At 68.2% G+C, this 16,225-nt stretch carries 17 protein-coding genes and 4 pseudogenes; 15 read left to right on the top strand and 6 right to left on the bottom strand.

Going from position 1 to position 16,225, the window contains the following annotated elements; all coding sequences use genetic code 11:
* Window positions 1-105: 105 nt before the first annotated feature.
* Window positions 106-732 (top strand): TetR/AcrR family transcriptional regulator, encoded by a 627-nt coding sequence (locus ACZ4SV_RS26420; RefSeq protein WP_468006935.1) that lies wholly within the window; start codon window positions 106-108, stop codon window positions 730-732.
* Window positions 733-983: 251 nt separating this feature from the next.
* On the opposite strand, the pseudogene ACZ4SV_RS26415 reads toward ACZ4SV_RS26420, so the two are convergent.
* Window positions 984-1,274, bottom strand: a pseudogene (locus ACZ4SV_RS26415) (class I SAM-dependent methyltransferase); the annotation flags it as partial.
* A gap of 181 nt (window positions 1,275-1,455) precedes the next feature.
* A complete protein-coding gene (locus ACZ4SV_RS26410; protein ID WP_468006933.1) occupies window positions 1,456-1,917 on the bottom strand; it encodes a GNAT family N-acetyltransferase in 462 nt (153 codons plus the stop codon).
* 266 nt (window positions 1,918-2,183) lie between these two features.
* On the opposite strand from ACZ4SV_RS26410, the gene ACZ4SV_RS26405 reads away from it, so the two are divergent.
* Window positions 2,184-2,348, top strand: a complete 165-nt coding sequence (locus ACZ4SV_RS26405; RefSeq protein ID WP_468007041.1) for a hypothetical protein — start codon at window positions 2,184-2,186, stop codon at window positions 2,346-2,348.
* Window positions 2,345-2,863: a GNAT family N-acetyltransferase gene (locus ACZ4SV_RS26400; protein ID WP_468006931.1), complete on the top strand. Its 519-nt coding sequence runs from the start codon at window positions 2,345-2,347 to the stop codon at window positions 2,861-2,863. The genes ACZ4SV_RS26405 and ACZ4SV_RS26400 overlap by 4 nt, the downstream gene beginning before the upstream one ends.
* A 253-nt stretch (window positions 2,864-3,116) precedes the next feature.
* Here the strand turns inward: ACZ4SV_RS26400 and ACZ4SV_RS26395 are convergent, their stop codons facing one another.
* The 3 genes from ACZ4SV_RS26395 to ACZ4SV_RS26385 all read right to left on the bottom strand — a co-directional run bounded on the left by ACZ4SV_RS26395 (window position 3,117) and on the right by ACZ4SV_RS26385 (window position 5,807).
* A complete protein-coding gene (locus tag ACZ4SV_RS26395) occupies window positions 3,117-3,962 on the bottom strand; it encodes a DUF3626 domain-containing protein (protein WP_468006929.1) in 846 nt (281 codons plus the stop codon).
* A 1,055-nt stretch (window positions 3,963-5,017) separates the two neighbouring features.
* Window positions 5,018-5,242 carry a hypothetical protein gene (locus tag ACZ4SV_RS26390; RefSeq protein WP_468006927.1) on the bottom strand — a complete coding sequence of 75 codons (225 nt, stop codon included), beginning with the start codon at window positions 5,240-5,242 and terminating at the stop codon, window positions 5,018-5,020.
* A gap of 4 nt (window positions 5,243-5,246) precedes the next feature.
* Complete coding sequence (locus tag ACZ4SV_RS26385) at window positions 5,247-5,807, bottom strand: DUF5994 family protein (RefSeq protein WP_468006925.1); 561 nt, start codon at window positions 5,805-5,807, stop codon at window positions 5,247-5,249.
* A 277-nt stretch (window positions 5,808-6,084) separates the two neighbouring features.
* Between ACZ4SV_RS26385 and ACZ4SV_RS26380 the strand changes: the two genes are divergently transcribed.
* The 10 genes from ACZ4SV_RS26380 to ACZ4SV_RS26335 all read left to right on the top strand — a co-directional run bounded on the left by ACZ4SV_RS26380 (window position 6,085) and on the right by ACZ4SV_RS26335 (window position 13,855).
* Window positions 6,085-6,615: a DUF5994 family protein gene (locus ACZ4SV_RS26380; protein ID WP_468006923.1), complete on the top strand. Its 531-nt coding sequence runs from the start codon at window positions 6,085-6,087 to the stop codon at window positions 6,613-6,615.
* Window positions 6,616-6,755: 140 nt separating this feature from the next.
* Entirely contained in the window at window positions 6,756-7,730 is a 975-nt protein-coding gene (locus tag ACZ4SV_RS26375) for a magnesium transporter CorA family protein (protein WP_468006921.1), read from the top strand.
* Window positions 7,731-7,788: 58 nt separating this feature from the next.
* Window positions 7,789-8,016, top strand: coding sequence for a hypothetical protein (locus ACZ4SV_RS26370; RefSeq protein ID WP_468006919.1), 228 nt, complete (start codon window positions 7,789-7,791; stop codon window positions 8,014-8,016).
* A 434-nt stretch (window positions 8,017-8,450) separates the two neighbouring features.
* Entirely contained in the window at window positions 8,451-8,693 is a 243-nt protein-coding gene (locus ACZ4SV_RS26365) for a DUF5994 family protein (protein ID WP_468006917.1), read from the top strand.
* A 355-nt stretch (window positions 8,694-9,048) separates the two neighbouring features.
* Window positions 9,049-9,369, top strand: coding sequence for a hypothetical protein (locus ACZ4SV_RS26360; protein ID WP_468006916.1), 321 nt, complete (start codon window positions 9,049-9,051; stop codon window positions 9,367-9,369).
* 221 nt (window positions 9,370-9,590) lie between these two features.
* A complete protein-coding gene (locus ACZ4SV_RS26355) occupies window positions 9,591-10,571 on the top strand; it encodes a slipin family protein (protein ID WP_468006914.1) in 981 nt (326 codons plus the stop codon).
* A gap of 435 nt (window positions 10,572-11,006) precedes the next feature.
* Window positions 11,007-11,210, top strand: coding sequence for a cold-shock protein (locus ACZ4SV_RS26350; protein ID WP_003973099.1), 204 nt, complete (start codon window positions 11,007-11,009; stop codon window positions 11,208-11,210).
* Between the two features lie 345 nt (window positions 11,211-11,555).
* On the top strand, window positions 11,556-13,046 hold the full coding sequence (locus ACZ4SV_RS26345) for a DEAD/DEAH box helicase (RefSeq protein ID WP_468006912.1): 1,491 nt from the start codon (window positions 11,556-11,558) through the stop codon (window positions 13,044-13,046).
* A 45-nt stretch (window positions 13,047-13,091) separates the two neighbouring features.
* Complete coding sequence (locus ACZ4SV_RS26340; RefSeq protein ID WP_468006910.1) at window positions 13,092-13,496, top strand: CBS domain-containing protein; 405 nt, start codon at window positions 13,092-13,094, stop codon at window positions 13,494-13,496.
* Between the two features lie 50 nt (window positions 13,497-13,546).
* On the top strand, window positions 13,547-13,855 hold the full coding sequence (locus ACZ4SV_RS26335) for an SCO5918 family protein (protein ID WP_468006908.1): 309 nt from the start codon (window positions 13,547-13,549) through the stop codon (window positions 13,853-13,855).
* Between the two features lie 100 nt (window positions 13,856-13,955).
* Here the strand turns inward: ACZ4SV_RS26335 and ACZ4SV_RS26330 are convergent.
* Window positions 13,956-14,329 (bottom strand): annotated as a pseudogene (locus ACZ4SV_RS26330) (hypothetical protein).
* 917 nt (window positions 14,330-15,246) lie between these two features.
* Between ACZ4SV_RS26330 and ACZ4SV_RS26325 the strand changes: the two are divergent.
* Window positions 15,247-15,581: pseudogene (locus tag ACZ4SV_RS26325) on the top strand (MerR family transcriptional regulator).
* Window positions 15,582-15,686: 105 nt separating this feature from the next.
* Window positions 15,687-15,926 (top strand): annotated as a pseudogene (locus ACZ4SV_RS26320) (hemolysin III family protein); the annotation flags it as partial.
* Window positions 15,927-16,225 lie beyond the last annotated feature (299 nt).

Genomic DNA, 16,225 nt, shown 5'->3' with positions numbered 1-16,225 from the left:
GCGGAGAATCAGGAAGCGCCATCGGAGGTTCCGGGCGCGGATCTCGACGGACGTCCACCTCCGAGAGCGAAGTGGGCGACGGGGTGAGCAATGGTAGGGAGCGAAGTGAGCGAACAGGGCAAGCGGCAACGCGCCAAGCACGACCGGGCTGCGACTACCCGTGCGCTGCTCGACGCGGCCACCGCGGAGTTCGCCGAGCACGGCATCGGCGGTGCGAGGATCGACCGTATCGCTGAGCGAGCGGGATCGAACAAGGCGCAGATTTATGCGTACCTCGGCAACAAGGAGCAGTTGTTCGCGCGCGTTCTCGCGGAGCAGTCGCAGAAGCTCAGCGAGGCCGTCCCGGTCGACTCCGCCAATGTCGCCGACTACGGCCAGCGATTGTTCGACTTCTTCCTCAACCACCGGGAGATGGTCAGCCTGATCGTGTTCGAAGGCCGGCACTTCGACCCGCTCAAGGTGCCCGACAGGGCCGACCGTGCCGACTACTACGGTGCGCGCAGCGCGACGTTCGCCCAGGCCTGCGCGGGGAACACGGACGGCTCGTCAGCGTTTTTCCTTTTGATGGCCGCCGCGAACTGGTACTTCGCGGCCCCGCAGATCGTGTCGATGGTTTTCGGTGATCCGGAAGCCGCCGAGACCATCGAGCGGTACCGCCGTTTCCTGGGCGAGCTGGGCCGGTCGCTCCAGCGCGGTGACGCTGCACAGGAGAACACTCCCGGCCAGTCATGACCGCGCCGGCCACACCGGTAGTCGCGAGCGCTCATCGTCACGCGCCGTTCGATCACGGACTGCTGAACGCCGGTGAACCACGCAGACTGCTGCAGCTCCGTACCCGGCCACTGCATCTCATGATCCGGAGGGGTTCCGTCAGGCGACGGAATCTCGTCACTCTCCAAGAATGGTGCTCGCGCCCTGCGGACAGCTTCCTCCACAGCCGGGTCAGCCAGTTGAAACGGTCCGCCGCACGAGGCGAATACGCCACCCGGTTCCAGCAGCGCGGCCACGCGTGGCCACCGGACCTCCGGGTTGGTCCAATGCAGCGCTGCTGCCGCATAGACCAGTCCATACCGTTCGCTCGGTCGCAAGTCCTCGAACGCGGCTTGCACCGTTCTCACGTTCGTCGGCACGTGCTTGCGCAGTTCGGCGAGCATGGCCGCGTCGGGATCGGTCGCGGTGACCATGACCCCGCGTTGAGCGAACAGGCGGGTTGCCTTGCCTGTCCCGGCGCCGATCTCAAGGGCGGTCCGAACCGGGCGGCCCGCATAGGCCATCACCATGTCGAACAGCTCCACGGGATACCCCGGCCGGAACCGTTCGTATGCTTCCGCCACCACTCCGAAACTCAGCGCGCGACCAGACATGCTCGGCATCCTGACACGAGCGGCCCCTGCGGTGGTTGATCTGTTCTGGGGGCACAGAGGCTTCCCCATGATGTTGTCAAGCAGCGCGGTTTCAGCGCTGAATGGTGACAACCATCTGCGGCAGCACTCTGCCGACGAGGGAACCCGAGGGCACGTTTCCTATGCGGACTGCGCCCATGGCGCGGTAGAAAGGCTCGGCGTTCGGGTCCGCATCGATCGTGAGCTGGGTGAACCCCAGGTCTCGTCCAGTAGCGATGGTGCGTTCGAACAGCAGGCGGCCGATCCCTTGGCCGATGGCCTGCGGCTCGACGAACATCATGCCCAGAACGCCAGTGGGTGGCTCTCCCTCAAGAGTCGTGAAGCCCAGGATGTGGCCATCTCTGTCGGCCACCGTGGTCCGTCGGCGTGCGACCTCGTGCGCGGCAACGGTGAGCTCGTCTCGACAGGCTTCCAGGAAGTCGGCGTCATAGCCCCAATGCGCTTTGGACCGCAGCGCCAAGTCGCTGAGTACGTCGGCTTCCGTCGCCCGTGCAGACCTGATCAGCACGTCCATCTACGTCCCCCGTTCAGATGCAGGTCTTTCGATCTTCGCATTCCGCTCCTGGCGTCGCGGGCATCGGTCTTGCCCTCCCAGCGGTAGGCGTCGGATGCGCGGTTCACCATGCGGCCGGGGATGTGCAGCAGCTCCCGCATGTGGTTGATCAGTGAGCAATGCTCGATACCTGTGGATCACTTCTGACGGAAGGAGGCGTACCTTCCCGATGGATCGATCGATTGGTCATCGAGCAAGGCCGACGTTGCAGCGTCGGTCGGGAAGGCATGCCCGTGCTTACGGTAGCCAACGAGGACGGCTTCAAGGTCCTCGAGTCCGCCCAGCAGCGGTGGCGGGCCGTGAACGCGCCCCACCTCGTCGCCCTCGTCCGCGCCGGAGCCCGCTTCGAACGCGGCCAGCTCGTCGAACGATTCGCGGCGGTCGCGGCGTGAGTACCCTCGCGGCCCAGGCCATCAGCACCAGGCGGCTGGACCTGCTGCCGCTGCACGTCGAGCACGCCGAGGAGATGGCCGCGGTGCTGGCCGACCCGGCCCTGCACACCTTCATCGGCGGCACTCCGAAGACCCCGCAAGCCCTGCGCTCGCGCTACCAGCACATGACCGCAGGCTCTCCCGATCCGGCCGTGTCCTGGCTGAACTGGGTGATCCGGCTCCGTGATGAGTCCTGCCTGACGGGCACAGTCCAGGCGACGGTGAGCCCCTCCGGCCACGGCCCCATCGCCGAGATCGCCTGGGTGGTGGGGACCCCGTGGCAAGGGCGGGGCATCGCCATCGAAGCAGCCCGAGGACTCGTCGACTGGCTCGGTCAGCAGCCGGTGCACAGCGTCATCGCCCACATCCACCCCGGACATCGGGCATCCGCCGCCGTCGCCACCGCCGCCGGGCTCACACCCACCGACGAATCGCACGAAGGCGAGATCCGATGGCACCGCAGCATCGGGCGATAACTTCACCGATCCACAGGTCTTGACTATTACTCCCGCCGAAGTCGAGGAAGGACAGGCGATGCCCGTCCACTGTCAGGGCCGCGCGTTTCGGCTCGGGCCGGCTCGTTGGCGTCATGCGTGTCAGCTTGCCGGCGGGGGAGGCGCCCTTTCGCGTGGCCCACTGGGTGGGGCTCATTTACGGCGATAGCTCCGGCCTGGGGAGTGGGATGACGGATGGAATCTGACATCGCCGTGCCGGACCCAGCACGGCGTATCAACAGCCGCTGAGCTTCCCGAACCGGGCCAGGCAGTGCCAGACCTTCTTGAGGTCCTGGAGAGCGTATCGACCTGTGCGGGCAGCGTCTCCGATAACCCTGGGCGTGAGCCGGCCACCCGGAGCGATCGAGGCTCCCAGCTCCACATAGGCCTGGCCGCGATAGTGCGGATGGCGACGCAGTTCAGCCACGCTGAGCCGGAAACCGGGATGCCATTCCACTGGGCACGGCAGGCGTTCCGCCGCGTGTTCGACCGCGGTACCGCGATAGCTGGGGTCCAGCACCAGCGCCTCTACGTCACGGTCGAACCTGACCGGCCCATGGATCTGTGCCTCGATGTGGCCGTCCAGGGGATCCGTGTCCGCTGCCTCGGCAAGCTCGAGAAGTGAGCATCGATCAGCGACGCCGAAGGAAGACGGCTCAGCGGAGCTGTCCGGGTAACAGAACGTGGTGCGCGTGAGAGCCTCAGGCGTGAGCCTGAAGTACGAGGAGCCGAATCGCGGGGCACCGCCGATCGGATCGCGGCGGTAGTTCAACGCGCCGTAGACAGGACGCTCGTCAGGTGAGGCGTCGTCATACGCGCCGGCGAAGATACGGCTCTCCCAGCGCCATCGGTCTCCGCCCGGGTGAGCGGTCAGCCCGCCGTTACTCGTCCCTGTGACGAACTGTGACCTGTAGACACCGTCGTCAGCCATCTGGATCAGGATGGGCCGGTTGCCCGCGGCTCGATCAGGATGAAAGTGCATCGTCACCCGTAGCTCCGGAGGGAGGGGCTTTCCCCTGGACGAAGCCGCGACATGTCGCAGAGCCCTGCCGTGAAGCGAGACGGCGGTATCAGCAGCCATGCGTGGAGTCTGCACAAGTCGCCGGTACCAACGCACCTCGATATGGCCGGAACCACGCGTCTTCACCAGCTCGCAGGTCGGGCGAGTCCGGGCTGCTGGTCTGGACCAGCGATGGCGGCGGGGAGGGTGGTCAAACCGCGGCCAGCGTCTCCCCTCGTGCGGGGGAAGACAGAGCTTGTTCGCCGTGTGCGCACGCCTGACCGCCGGGGCAGTGCGTCCGTGTCCTCCCGATCTCTGGCCTGGCCTCCGAGCCGTGGACCCGCGAAGGTCTCCGCGGTGCCGGGCGTGCCGCCCTCCGAGGGGCAAGCCGCCAGGTCGCCCTGGCCGTGTGGGATCTCCTGAGACGTGAGAGGTCTGGGGCGTGAGTGAGACACTGCTCTTGGGTCCCTCACTGGCTACCACGTGGCACAGGTTGTAGGGACCGTCCAGGGACGTCTATCTCAGTCCAGCGTGGGCATGAAATCGCGGGTCAGGTCCTCCTGGTCCAGGAGGGGCCGCCCAGTTGGTGATGGCTGTGTGACAGGCGAGTGATACGGCGAGGCCCCGCCGGGGTCCGTCCTGACGGGACCCTGAGCGGAGCCGTGAGACGACGAGCCGCACCGGAGCGCTCCGGCGCGGCTCGTCGTGAGATCGGTTGCGCTGTCGGGCACGATGCGGTCGGCGTCTCATGCGGCCTGTCCCTGTGACGCTCCGGGCGTTGGCTGCGGGCAACGCGTTGTCCGCCGTCAACGTGCACGGCGGACTTATCTCCCGGCACTGCGGGTCGGCGTTCGTCTCAGCTTCGTCACTCGCGAAGATCGGCCGAGTGGATCACCACCTTCTCTCCGTGGCATGTGGCGGTGGTGACGCAACGGCCCCGGCGTATACACACCGGGGCCGCCCTTCCGGGTCGTTGCACGTGAGAGTGCGCCGGCCCACTCACCAGGGTATGCCCAGGATCCCCTTTCGGTCATATGGCAGGACATGGCCGTCATGCGGCCGGCCGCAGCCCTGAGCCGGTGGGTGTGACGGCCGCCGCCCCACACCAACCCGTGGCTGGAACCAGGTCTGCGGCATCAGCGGCTCTCCTGTCGGTGCTCACGGCGTGTGGTGTCGGCCGGAGGGCCGTTCGGCACGGTGGCACGGGGGCTCTTACGGGTCCGCCGACGGATTCCCGGTAGGGCATCGCTGTAGCGGAACGCCCCGATCCTTTCGGCGTGCTGTGCGTTGAGCCGGTGGATCAGGAACATGCCCGCGATGATTACGAAGAGGATCACGGCGACAGTGACGGCCGTCTCCACGTCTTCACCTCCTCAGGGCGGAGGTGAAGATCCCGATCGCGGCTCCTGCCGTCGAAGCGGCTCCGCCGTCGGTCTCCCATTCCTCTTCCCGGCTCTGAGCATCTGTCGCGTCACGGCTGACGGTCTCGTCGGCCATCAGACCGCTGGCGGTGCGGAGTCCTCTCGGAACGGCTGCCGCTGCCATCAGCCGGGCGGCGGCGGCCGGGTCCGTCTCCGGAGGGATCACCAGCAGGTCCAGGCGGCCCACCGTGTACGAAAGGAGGATCACCTTGTTCGGGTCCTGCTCGGCGGCGAACCAGCCGACACGCACCGTGTGCCCCGTGACGGGGACCTTGCGCGGGATGACGGGCCAGTGGGTCGGGTTCACGGTGACGTGGGTGATCCGGCCCCAGCACGAGTCCAGCGCGTCTGTCAGAGTGGGGATTTCGCGCAGAAGATCACGGGAGCGGGGCCACCAGGCACCGTCCAGGAGACCTGGAGCGGAGCCGGTCGGGGCCAGAGACAGCCGGGCCGGCACCGACAGCAGGCGCTCTTGAATGATCGTGGGTTCGATGGTCGCGGTCATGACGCGGACCTGTCCCCGAGCCTCCTCGCGGAGGCCGGTGTTGTTGCTCGCCGAGAACGACACCGACACGGCGGCCGGTGTGCGAAGTACTCCCGGTGCTTTCACTCTACGCCGCTGCGGAGGTCCCGGGACGTGCGCGTGAGCAGGCATTTCACCGATAGGCAACGAGGCACGGAACCGTCGGCGCAGCTGCTGCGGCGGGGCACGGCTTACGGTGAGAGGACGAAGTCCCGCGTTTCGGCGGCGGCACCGTTTCCCGCAGACAGGCGGACACGCCATGAACGAATCCGACACCCCTCGCGCCCCCGGGCTCCTGCCGGACGCGATCCACCGGGCCGCGACACCCGGGACGGTCCTTCTGCGGCTGGAGACGACACGGTCCCGGGAAGGCAACCTCGACGGTGCGTGGTGGCCGCGTTCCCGCGACATCGGTGCTGAGCTGCCCGACCTCGTCCACGCGCTGACCGTGCACCTCGGCCCCATTACACGCGTCGGTCTGGACGCCACCGCTTGGAATGGACTTCCCACGCGCCTGGTGATCGGCGACCAGGTCGTCCGTATCGACTCCTTTCCGGTGGGTGACGACACCGTCCTGATCACTCGGGGCGACCAGGACCACTTCTCCCTTCTCGTGGTCCCGCCGCACGCGACAGTCGAGGCCGCCCGTGCCGCGATGGCCAGGGCTGTCCGGGCCGCCAACGTCACCGAGGCCGCACAGATCCTCATCGACACCGGCACCCACCAGGCATACACGGTCCCCGTGGAGGGCCCTCGGAGCGGCAGGGAACGCCACGAGCCCGAGGAATGACTTCTGGAGCTTCGGGGACGCCCGTAGGGCTGTATGTGCCGGGCGGTGCCCTTCAAGGATCGAGGCGGTGCCGCCCGTGGGAGTGGATGCCCGGTGGTGGCGTCCGCCGAAGCTCCGCCGGTGCCGTTAGGGTGCGCGACATGGCCCGTACCCGGCTGTACCGCGACGGCTCCCTGGTCGAGGAGGACTTCCCGGTCCGGGACATCTCCCGGCATCTGGCGGACCCTTCTGCGACCGTGTGGTTGGACCTGTACCGCCCGGACCGCGCCGAATTCACAGCGGTCGGCGAGGAACTCGGTCTCCACGAACTCGCTCTCGAGGACGCGCTGCACGAGGGGCAACGGGCGAAACTCGACACCTACCGCACCCATCACTTCCTCAGCGTCTACGCGGTCGCCGTCGACCCGGACAGTGCGGTACTGACGATGAGCGAGCTCGCGGTCATCCTCACGCCGCAGGCACTGATCACGGTCCGCAAGGACGCCGCGTTCCCCCTCGACGAACTGGTCGCCCGCTGGGACCGCACCCCGGCTCTGGCAGCGCACGGGGTCGCCTTTCTGCTCCACGGCCTGCTCGACCATGTCGTCGACGGGCACTTCGCCGCGGTACGGCGACTCGACGAACGTATCGAGGAACTGGACGATCTGCTCTTCGCCGAAGGCGGCCGGCAGATCCAGACCGTACAGCGCCAGTCCTACGCCCTGCGGAAATCACTGGTCCGGCTCCGCCGCGTGGTCCTGCCCATGCGGGAGGTCGTCAACGCTCTCATGCGCCCCGACCTCGACGTCGTCGACGGGCCCTTGCTGCCGTACTACCGAGACGTGTACGACCACGTGCTGCGTGCCGGCGAGTGGACGGAGTCGCTGCGCGACCTGGTGGCCTCGGTGATGGAGACCAACCTGTCGGTGCAGGCGAACCGGATGAACCTGATCATGAAGAAGGTGACGAGCTGGGCCGCGATCATCGCCGTGCCCACGGCGATCACCGGCTTCTACGGACAGAACCTTCCCTACCCCGGCTTCGCACACCAGTCGGGGTTCATCGTCTCCAGCACCGTCATCGTCGTCGTCTCTCTGACGCTGTACTTCGCTTTCAAGCACTGGGACTGGCTCTGACCACACGCTCCTGCGCGCCCGTCGCGAGGCCGAGCACGAACCGAGCGGGCAGGGCCGGGTGGAGGGCCGCCTGGTCTCCGCGGACCCCGAAGCGTCCCGACGCGTCGCGGACGCGCTCCGGCTGCTGTTCGCCGGCGATGAACAGCGCAGCTATCCCGGCCACTCGGGAACCGGGACGCGGCTGCACCTCACACTGGACGCCTCGCGTGCCGCCGGTCCGCTCGGCTCCTGGCTCGACTCGAGCAGACCGGCCGCCGATCGCACCCACCATGGCGAGACCGCCTGACGGCCCTGCCGCCCACTCTCCACGTCTCACCAGCCCAAGCCCCTGTAGCTCCCGTATCCACCGTCCGTGCGACTCGCATCCGCTCTCAGCGATGCCGTTACGCACCCACGTCGAAGCGGCGCAGCCCAAGACTCCGGCCGCACTGTCGTCACCGAGCTCTCCGTAGCGCTACGGCACGTCTGTATGCGGCCAGCTGCGGGAACTGTGGATGCCCACGGCGGCTGGTTGTACCGCAACGACCGCACGTCCGCGACGCCCCCCCCACACTCGGCTTCGCTCGCGCGGGGGGACCCCATCGCTCCCGATCTGCTGGCCGACCGTGGCATCCGGGCCGTGTCCCGGGCCTTCACGGCCCTGTGTGTGCTCACCCTCGCTCTGCCCTTCGGCTGCTGGACGTCCTGCCGCACGCCTGGAGACAGGTCACCAGCGTCCTCGTGGATGAGGCCGTATGGTCCCCGTTCCCGGGCCGGCTGCTCGTCGCCAACCAGGTCGTAGGCCTGCGCCGGACGACCACCCAGCGCTCCCCGTCCACCGTCTGCCTGCTGGCGCCCGGCCGCGGCCGGTGGGACCTGCTGGTGGTGCCGCCCGCCGCCACGGACGCGGAGGCCGGGCGGCTTGTGGAGAGTATGGCCGCCGTCGTGCAGGACAGAGTGGGCTGGGAAGCCACAGTCCGTTGACTGTGGCCTTCGGACCACCCCCGGGTCCGCACTCTGGGTACGGGCCTGGGGGTGTTGTCACCGGACCCGGCTGGGGAGGCTCCACGTGCCCGGCCCTGGACCGGCCGCGCTACCCGGACGGGCGTCCGCTCGGACCGTCGACGGAGTACGCTGGTGTTACCGAGGGTATTTCGTGCACCGGCTTCCAGTCGCTGTCACTTTCGGCGATTTGATTACGCCGGGCTGGTTCTGGCCGGCCCGGAGCAGGGTCCGCGTCATGACTGCGACCGTTTCCCCCACGCCGATCCCCGGAAGTACGCCCTGCTCTACGTCACTCCGGATCTCTTGCGCTCTCCTCGGTTCCTCGCCGGCGGCCGTGCCCGACCCGCTGTCGGGGCTGATCACCGGGGGCCTGTCGAACCGCGCGTACTGGTCGGCCGCCCCGGGTGCTGGGCCCTTCGGTGGGCAGGTGCAGCCGACCCCGGTCTCGGCCCTCTGGCTGATGGCCGCCGGCAGAGACTGCCTGCGCACCTCGCACGTGAACCGGTTGATGGCGGAGGCGGCGTTCCTGCGCACGATGTCGGAGACCGACTCGGCCGTTCAGGCGGCCTGGGACTCCGAGGAAGACCACGAAGTCCGCGATCCCGCGGCGCGCCCGCAGATCCCGGCCGTTTCCGCTCCGCCGACGGCGAGGTGAGGGTCGTGCGCACCCCAGCGGCCACCGGGGCCACAGCCGGCGGAGCCCGGACCGGCGTACAGCAGAGCGCTCCCGGCTGAGCCGGGCCGACACACCAGAGTCTCAGCAGCAGCCCGGAACCCCGGCCGCACCTCGGACGACAGGCCGGGGTCCTCCCGCGACATGTGCTTCCCGGACCGCTCGGGTCCGGGACCGTCATCGACGTAAGGAAAGTGAGAACCATGGGTGTTCTGATCACCGTGCTGGTGGTGTGTGCCGTGGCCGGGTTCGTCCTGCTCGCCCTGAGCGTGCGCAACGTCCAGCAGTACGAGAAGGGCGTGGTGTTCCGTTTCGGGCGGCTGCTGCCGGACATCCGCGGGCCGGGCCTGCGTGTCATCCGGCCGATCGGGGACCGGATGCGGAAGGTATCCGTGCAGACCGAGGTCCTCGGCATCCCGCCACAGGGGTCCATCACCGCCGACAACGTGACGCTCACCGTCGACGCGGTCGTCTACTTCAAGGTCATTGACCCCGTCAAGGCCCTGGTGAACGTGCGCAACTATCCTGCCGCCGTCTCCCAGATCGCCCAGACATCGCTGCGCTCGGTCATCGGCAGGGCTGACCTGGACACGCTGCTCTCCGACCGTGACCACATCAACGCGGAACTCAAGAAGGTGATGGACGCCCCCACCGAGGAGCCCTGGGGGCTGCGCATCGAGCGCGTCGAGATCAAGGACATCGCCCTTCCGGAGTCCATGATGCGCTCCATGTCCAAGCAGGCCGAAGCCGAGCGGGAACGCCGCGCGCGGGTCATCGCGGCCGACGGAGAGTTCCAGGCGTCCCAGCGGCTGACCGACGCCGCCGCGACGATGGCCGACACCCCCGGAGCACTCCAACTGCGGCTGCTGCAGACCGTGGTGGACGTCTCCGCCGAGAAGAACAGCACCCTCGTGATGCCGTTCCCTGTGGAGATGCTCCGCTTCTTCGAGCACCAGAGTGGGGAAAACGACGGCGAGTCCGCCGGACGGCGCATGCACCGGACCACCAGGCGCCCCGCGCTGTCCACCAGCGCCGTGATCCCCGAGCCCGCCACCCCCGCACCGGCCCTCACACCGTCGGTCTCCCTACCCGGAGAGCGGGCCGGCAGCCGTGCGGAGGTGGCCCGGGAGCGACGGGACGACTGGCCGACGCGCCGGGACGCCGAGGAATCACTGAGCGGTTGACCGTACCGATGGCGCTGACCAGCAGAGGGTGGCTGGGCCGGCTGCGTGTCGAACGGGACACCCGTCCCCGGGCAGAGCGCCTGCCGGGCAGCCTCCCGGCGTCCTATGGGAAGCTGCATACAACTCTTCCCGAGACGTCACACTCCGAGGGAATCAATATCTGTTCCCCAGGGATCAGATTTTGGGGGGCCGTGCGGCGGGAGTTTTTGTCACGAGAAGAGGAGTGGAATTATCCAACGCACACGGACCGCTCCGGCGTGCTACTGTCTATCTCAGTTGCAGTTGTGGTTCCCAAAACTTCAAGTGCGCCCACCGGGCTTCTGCCGGTCGGGAGCACTTTTGTATTTCCGGTCATTTCCGGGCGGGGTAATCATCGCGGCGACACGGCGTCCGCGTGGTGCGGAAGCCGATGCACTGCCCCAAAGGAGATATGACATGGCTGCTGGTACCGTGAAGTGGTTCAACGCAGAAAAGGGCTTCGGCTTCATCGAGCAGGACGGTGGCGGCGCCGACGTGTTCGCCCACTACTCGAACATCGCCGCACAGGGCTTCCGTGAGCTGCTCGAAGGCCAGAAGGTGAACTTCGACATCGCGCAGGGCCAGAAGGGCCCGACGGCCGAGAACATCGTTCCGGCCTGACGCTCACGCGCAATCCGCAGCTGGGGCCCGCATCCTTCGGGGTGGGGGCCCCAGCTGCACGCGTATCCCGCAGCGGCTTTCACCCGCGGGACGCCCCGGAGGAATCCGCAGTACCACCACAAGCGGTTCCTCCCGCAGGACGCAAACGCATCCTGAAGCGCTGCACCGCAGCCGGCGCCCGGATCGCAAGGTCCCCAGCGCGTCACCCATTTCAGCACCCGCGCCCACGGATGTATCCGCCGGCCGGCTCTGCTTTCTTTTGCCACCGGTCCATACTTGTAATTCTCCATGCCATTTATCGCGGTGGGAATTCCTTGATATGTGCCACATCGAGGAAGGTTCCGCATGAACCGCACGTACACGAACGACCGCCCCGCCCGCTCCCGTGACGGCAGTGCCGACTCCGGAAGGGGAGGCGGCTACGGCTCGCAGGCACCGCGTCGTACCGGCAGGCCCGTTCGCTCCGGCGGTTACGGCCGTCGGCCGGCCGCAGTGCAGGGTGAGTTCGCGCTGCCCAGGACGATCACCCCCGCACTGCCGGCAGTTGAGGACTTCGCCGATCTCGACATGCCCGAGCAACTGCTGGCCGAACTCGGCAGGCAGGGTGTGACCGCACCGTTCCCGATCCAGGGCGCGACGCTGCCGAACTCCTTGGCGGGCCGTGACGTCCTGGGCCGCGGCCGCACCGGGTCCGGCAAGACCCTGGCCTTCGGTCTCGCCCTGCTCGCCCGCACCGCCGGACAGCGTGCCGAGCCTCGCCAGCCGCTGGGACTGATCCTCGTACCCACGCGTGAGCTGGCACAACAGGTGACGGACGCGCTGACCCCGTACGCCCGCTCCGTGCGGCTGCGGCTGGCCACGGTGGTAGGCGGCATGTCGATTGGCCGGCAGGCCAGTGCGCTGCGCGGCGGCGCCGAGGTCGTCGTCGCGACGCCGGGGCGGCTCAAGGACCTCATCGACCGCGGTGAATGCCGGCTGAACCACGTGGGCATCACGGTGCTGGACGAGGCTGACCAGATGGCCGACATGGGCTTCATGCCCCAGGTCACCGCGCTGCTCGACCAGGTGCGCCCGGAGGGACAGCGCATGCTGTTCTCCGCCACCTTGGACCGCAACGTCGACCTTCTGGTGCGCCGCTATCTGACCGATCCCGTCGTGCATTCGGTCGACCCGTCGGCCGGTGCGGTCACGACGATGGAGCATCACATCCTGCACGTCCACGGCGCCGACAAGCACGCCGCCACGACCGAGATCGCTGCCCGCGACGGTCGCGTGATCATGTTCCTGGACACCAAGCACGCCGTGGACCGGCTGACCCAGGACCTGCTCAACAGCGGGGTGCGGGCCGCTGCGCTGCACGGCGGCAAGTCGCAGCCGCAGCGCACCCGCACGCTGGCGCAGTTCAAGACGGGACACGTCACCGTGCTGGTGGCGACCAACGTCGCGGCGCGCGGCATCCACGTCGACAACCTCGACCTGGTCGTCAACGTCGATCCGCCGACCGACCACAAGGACTACCTCCACCGCGGCGGCCGTACCGCTCGTGCCGGCGAGTCCGGCAGCGTCGTCACCCTGGTCACGCCGAACCAGCGCCGAGGCATGGTCCGTCTCATGTCGGACGCCGGAATCCGGCCGCAGACCACCCAGGTCCGCTCGGGCGACGAGGCCCTGAGCCGGATCACCGGCGCCCAGACCCCGTCCGGCATCCCGGTCGTCATCACCGCACCGGTGGTCGAACGCCCCAAGCGCAGCGCCACCTCCCGAGGCCGCCGCCGCCCCGCCTCGGCGACCAGGCGCACCCCGGTACGCCAGTCCGGCTTCGGCGCGGTGGCCTAGAACTTCCGTGATCAGGAAGCCGGCCCATCTCTGCAGGAGGCACCCTTGACGATCCTTCAGACGCAGCCCCGCCCGGCGGACACCAACCCCGTGCACACGACGATGACCGAGGTCATGGACCCGGCCGGACCGCAGGTCTGTGACGACATGAGCGTCGAGGTGGCGCTGGCCGTCATGGCTGCCGCGCGCACGGCCCGACTGGTCGTCTGCGACCAGGACGGTCAGTGCACCGGCCTGGTCACCCGTACCGAACTCGCCGCCGTCCGTGGCAGCTCCGACTACACGGACCGTGTGCGCCTGCGCGACATCCTCGGCGACCACGGATCGTCCACCTCACCCGTGACCACGATCGCCGAAGCCGAGCACGCGATGCGCACCCGTCGGCTCGGTGTCCTGCCGGTGGTCGAGGAGCAAGGCAGCGCCCTGGGCATCCTCGCCCTCTCCCGCTGAAACGCCTCGCCCCGGGTCGGACCGTTCTTTCCTTCTCTCTGTGAGGCCACATGCGCTGCGTCATCGCCCGCTTCCCCTTCGACCTCACCAAGGGCGGCGTGCTGGAATCGATGAAGGGCATCAAGCCCGAACCGGTCACCGGCGACTCGGTGATCATCGGCCGCCGCCACTACCCCCTCAAGCAGGTCGGCCAGGTCATCACGCGCCAGGACCGCCGTGACTTCAGCGCCGCCGAGGTCCTGCGGGCCATGGCTCGGCTCGGCTTCACCTGCCGCGCCGTTCCCAAGGCAGTGCCCCCGGGCATTCTCAGCCCGATGCGGCACGCTTCCGCGATGCTCGGCACCCCCGTCACGGTCTGACCGGGTATACGACACGAGCCGTCGCCTGACCAGCAGTGTGGGCCCGACCGGTACGCCGGTCGGGCCCACACTGCGTGCAGCGGGTTCCCGTCGCCGTCGCTCAGTGGCCGGAACAGCTGAAGTCGCCCACGGTCCAGGCGCCGACTTCCTCGATCGCAACGCGGTATCGCCCACCCCGTCTCGGGACCCCCAGGGTGCCCTGCGGGATCCGGGCGGCATGAAGTGCGCGTGGGCCGCCCGTCCTTGCTTCGCGGGGGAGCCGAAGACGGCGGTGGTTTCGTCCAAGCGGGCGAAATCCGTCAGTACATCCGACCTCCTCTGCACATCCGACCCCCTCTGCCTTCACGTGGCCGCGAGAGCCAGTCGACCGGTGATGACAGCGCCACCGGTGACCACGGTCAGGGACTCCGATCGGTCTGGTCGCACTCCACCCGGGGCGCCGACGTCAGTGAGCAACTCGTCAGGCTGCGACATGAGGCGGACCATGTTTGTCGGTCATCCGGCTGCTTGACCGCTGACGCTACGGGCAAGGAAGGCGCTCATGACGGGATCGTCGAGGGCGACGCGGGGCCTCCTGCCGCGCCTTCTGCCACGCTCGTCAATGGCCGACCTGCGGGGCATCCGTCCCGGCCGGTGGAGTTCTCCTTGTCTTCGAGCGCACGGAAATCTATGCCAGCCAGAGTAGACTTCGGGGTGTCGGTGTGGTTATGTTTCTCTCGTAGCCGAGATCGAGCGAGGCCCGGCAGAGATGAACTGCCGGGCAGTAGTACGCAGTTGCAGTTAGCAGGACGGTGCGGTGGTGGAGTTCCGAAGCCAGAGCGGTTGCAGGACGGCGACGGGACTGACGACCGGACCGGGTGGCCCGCAGTGATCAGGGGCCGCCATGAGCAGTACAGCAGTGGCAGTACCCGCAAGTGAAAGTTCGCAGTACCCGGCAGTGAAGTCGGTGAGCAGTGCCTCGGTGAAGGCGTCGGCTGCGGGCGCGCGCACCGGGAGGTTCGGCAGTGGGTCCCAAGCCAGAGCAGACGCAGGACGGGCGACGGGGTCGACTGCCGAAGGGTGGCGCTGTTCGAGGCCACCAGCAGTTTGCGGTACCAGCAGTTCGCAGTTTCCGTTAGTGAGTAGTTGATCAAGAGGGAGAACGGAGGAGCCGAGCGCCATCAGGATCGCCCGGGCGCAAGCCTTGGCTCCGGGTACCGCAGGACATCGATAGTGAGGTGGTCTCCGGTCAGGCAACCGCGATCCCCGCGCCCCCGACGGCTTCTCGGTCGGGTCTGCGGAAACAGAGGGCCGGCGCAGTATCAGTGCCGGCAGATGGTGTAGCAGTTCCTTCGGGGCCCTGGTGCCAGTACGGCGCCAGGGCCCCTCCACGCGTTCCACAGAGAGGTGAGATGACAGCAGACGACACGTTCGGCCGTCTCGATGACGACGACTACCCCGCCTACACCATGGGCCGAGCCGCCGAACTGCTCGGCACCACACAGAGCTTCCTGCGCGCTGTCGGCGAACACCGCCTACCCCACTCCGCTCCGCAGGCGGCCACCGCCGCTACTCCCGCTACCAGCTACGTATCGCCGCCCGCGCCCGGGAACTCGTCGACCACGGGACTCCCATCGAGGCCGCCTGCCGCATCGTCATCCTCGAGGACCAACTCGAGGAAGCCCAGCGCCTCAACGCCGAATACCGCCACGCCACCGAATCGGCGAATCCGACCGCAGCAGCGTGAGGTGAGCGTGCCCGTCAGCGTCGACGGGCACCACACGTACGGTCTCGGTGTGCGGTGTGATCACTTCCTATGGTGACGCGGTATGTGTGCGTGTAGCGTCTGCGTTACCTGGCCCTCGGGTGGGCGCCCGTGAGCTACCTGCCCGACTTCCTGCACGCCGGCGGAGCGGCCGTAGTGGTCCTGATCGTGGGCGGCGGTCTCCTCCACAGCGCGGGCGCGGTGGTCTACGCCCTCCAGCGGCCCGACCCCGCACCCCGCTGGTTCGGCTTCCACGAGGTCTTCCACGCGCTGACCGTGGTGGCCATCACCGCGCACTACACCGCCATCTCCCTCGCCACCTACTGACCCCGCGACAGTGTTCCGGTCCGCCGCTCATCGCCCACGCCGCCGCGTGCTGGACCGCGACGGGCCGGGCGGTCGCCGACGCAAACTCCCCGGGCGTTCAAGCACGGTGAGTCGCCTGTGTTCGGTGCGTCCCGGGGAGATCGCCACCGGATCAGAACTCCGAGCGCAGTCCCTCGGCACTCCAGCCACCGGTCGAACAGCTGACCGGCAGGTGCATCCGTTCAGTGGCTCTGTGGTGCAATGACATCTACCGGTCACCAGGCTTGACGCCAGCCCCTCGCATCCCCGGGCCGGAGCCC

The organism is Streptomyces sp. NPDC027672, from assembly GCF_055566335.1.
This window is presented reverse-complemented; position numbering and strand designations above follow the sequence as displayed.

Bases quoted from the DNA above. Each gene is read 5' to 3' on its own strand.
- ACZ4SV_RS26410 (WP_468006933.1), bottom strand. From the start codon at position 1,917: ATGGACGTGCTGATCAGGTCTGCACGGGCGACGGAAGCCGACGTACTC.
- ACZ4SV_RS26375 (WP_468006921.1), top strand. From the start codon at position 6,756: ATGGCCCGTACCCGGCTGTACCGCGACGGCTCCCTGGTCGAGGAGGAC.
- ACZ4SV_RS26350 (WP_003973099.1), top strand. From the start codon at position 11,007: ATGGCTGCTGGTACCGTGAAGTGGTTCAACGCAGAAAAGGGCTTCGGC.
- ACZ4SV_RS26335 (WP_468006908.1), top strand. From the start codon at position 13,547: ATGCGCTGCGTCATCGCCCGCTTCCCCTTCGACCTCACCAAGGGCGGC.
- ACZ4SV_RS26345 (WP_468006912.1), top strand. From the start codon at position 11,556: ATGAACCGCACGTACACGAACGACCGCCCCGCCCGCTCCCGTGACGGC.
- ACZ4SV_RS26405 (WP_468007041.1), top strand. From the start codon at position 2,184: ATGCCCGTGCTTACGGTAGCCAACGAGGACGGCTTCAAGGTCCTCGAG.
- ACZ4SV_RS26355 (WP_468006914.1), top strand. From the start codon at position 9,591: ATGGGTGTTCTGATCACCGTGCTGGTGGTGTGTGCCGTGGCCGGGTTC.
- ACZ4SV_RS26385 (WP_468006925.1), bottom strand. From the start codon at position 5,807: ATGACCGCGACCATCGAACCCACGATCATTCAAGAGCGCCTGCTGTCG.
- ACZ4SV_RS26395 (WP_468006929.1), bottom strand. From the start codon at position 3,962: ATGGCTGCTGATACCGCCGTCTCGCTTCACGGCAGGGCTCTGCGACAT.
- ACZ4SV_RS26380 (WP_468006923.1), top strand. From the start codon at position 6,085: ATGAACGAATCCGACACCCCTCGCGCCCCCGGGCTCCTGCCGGACGCG.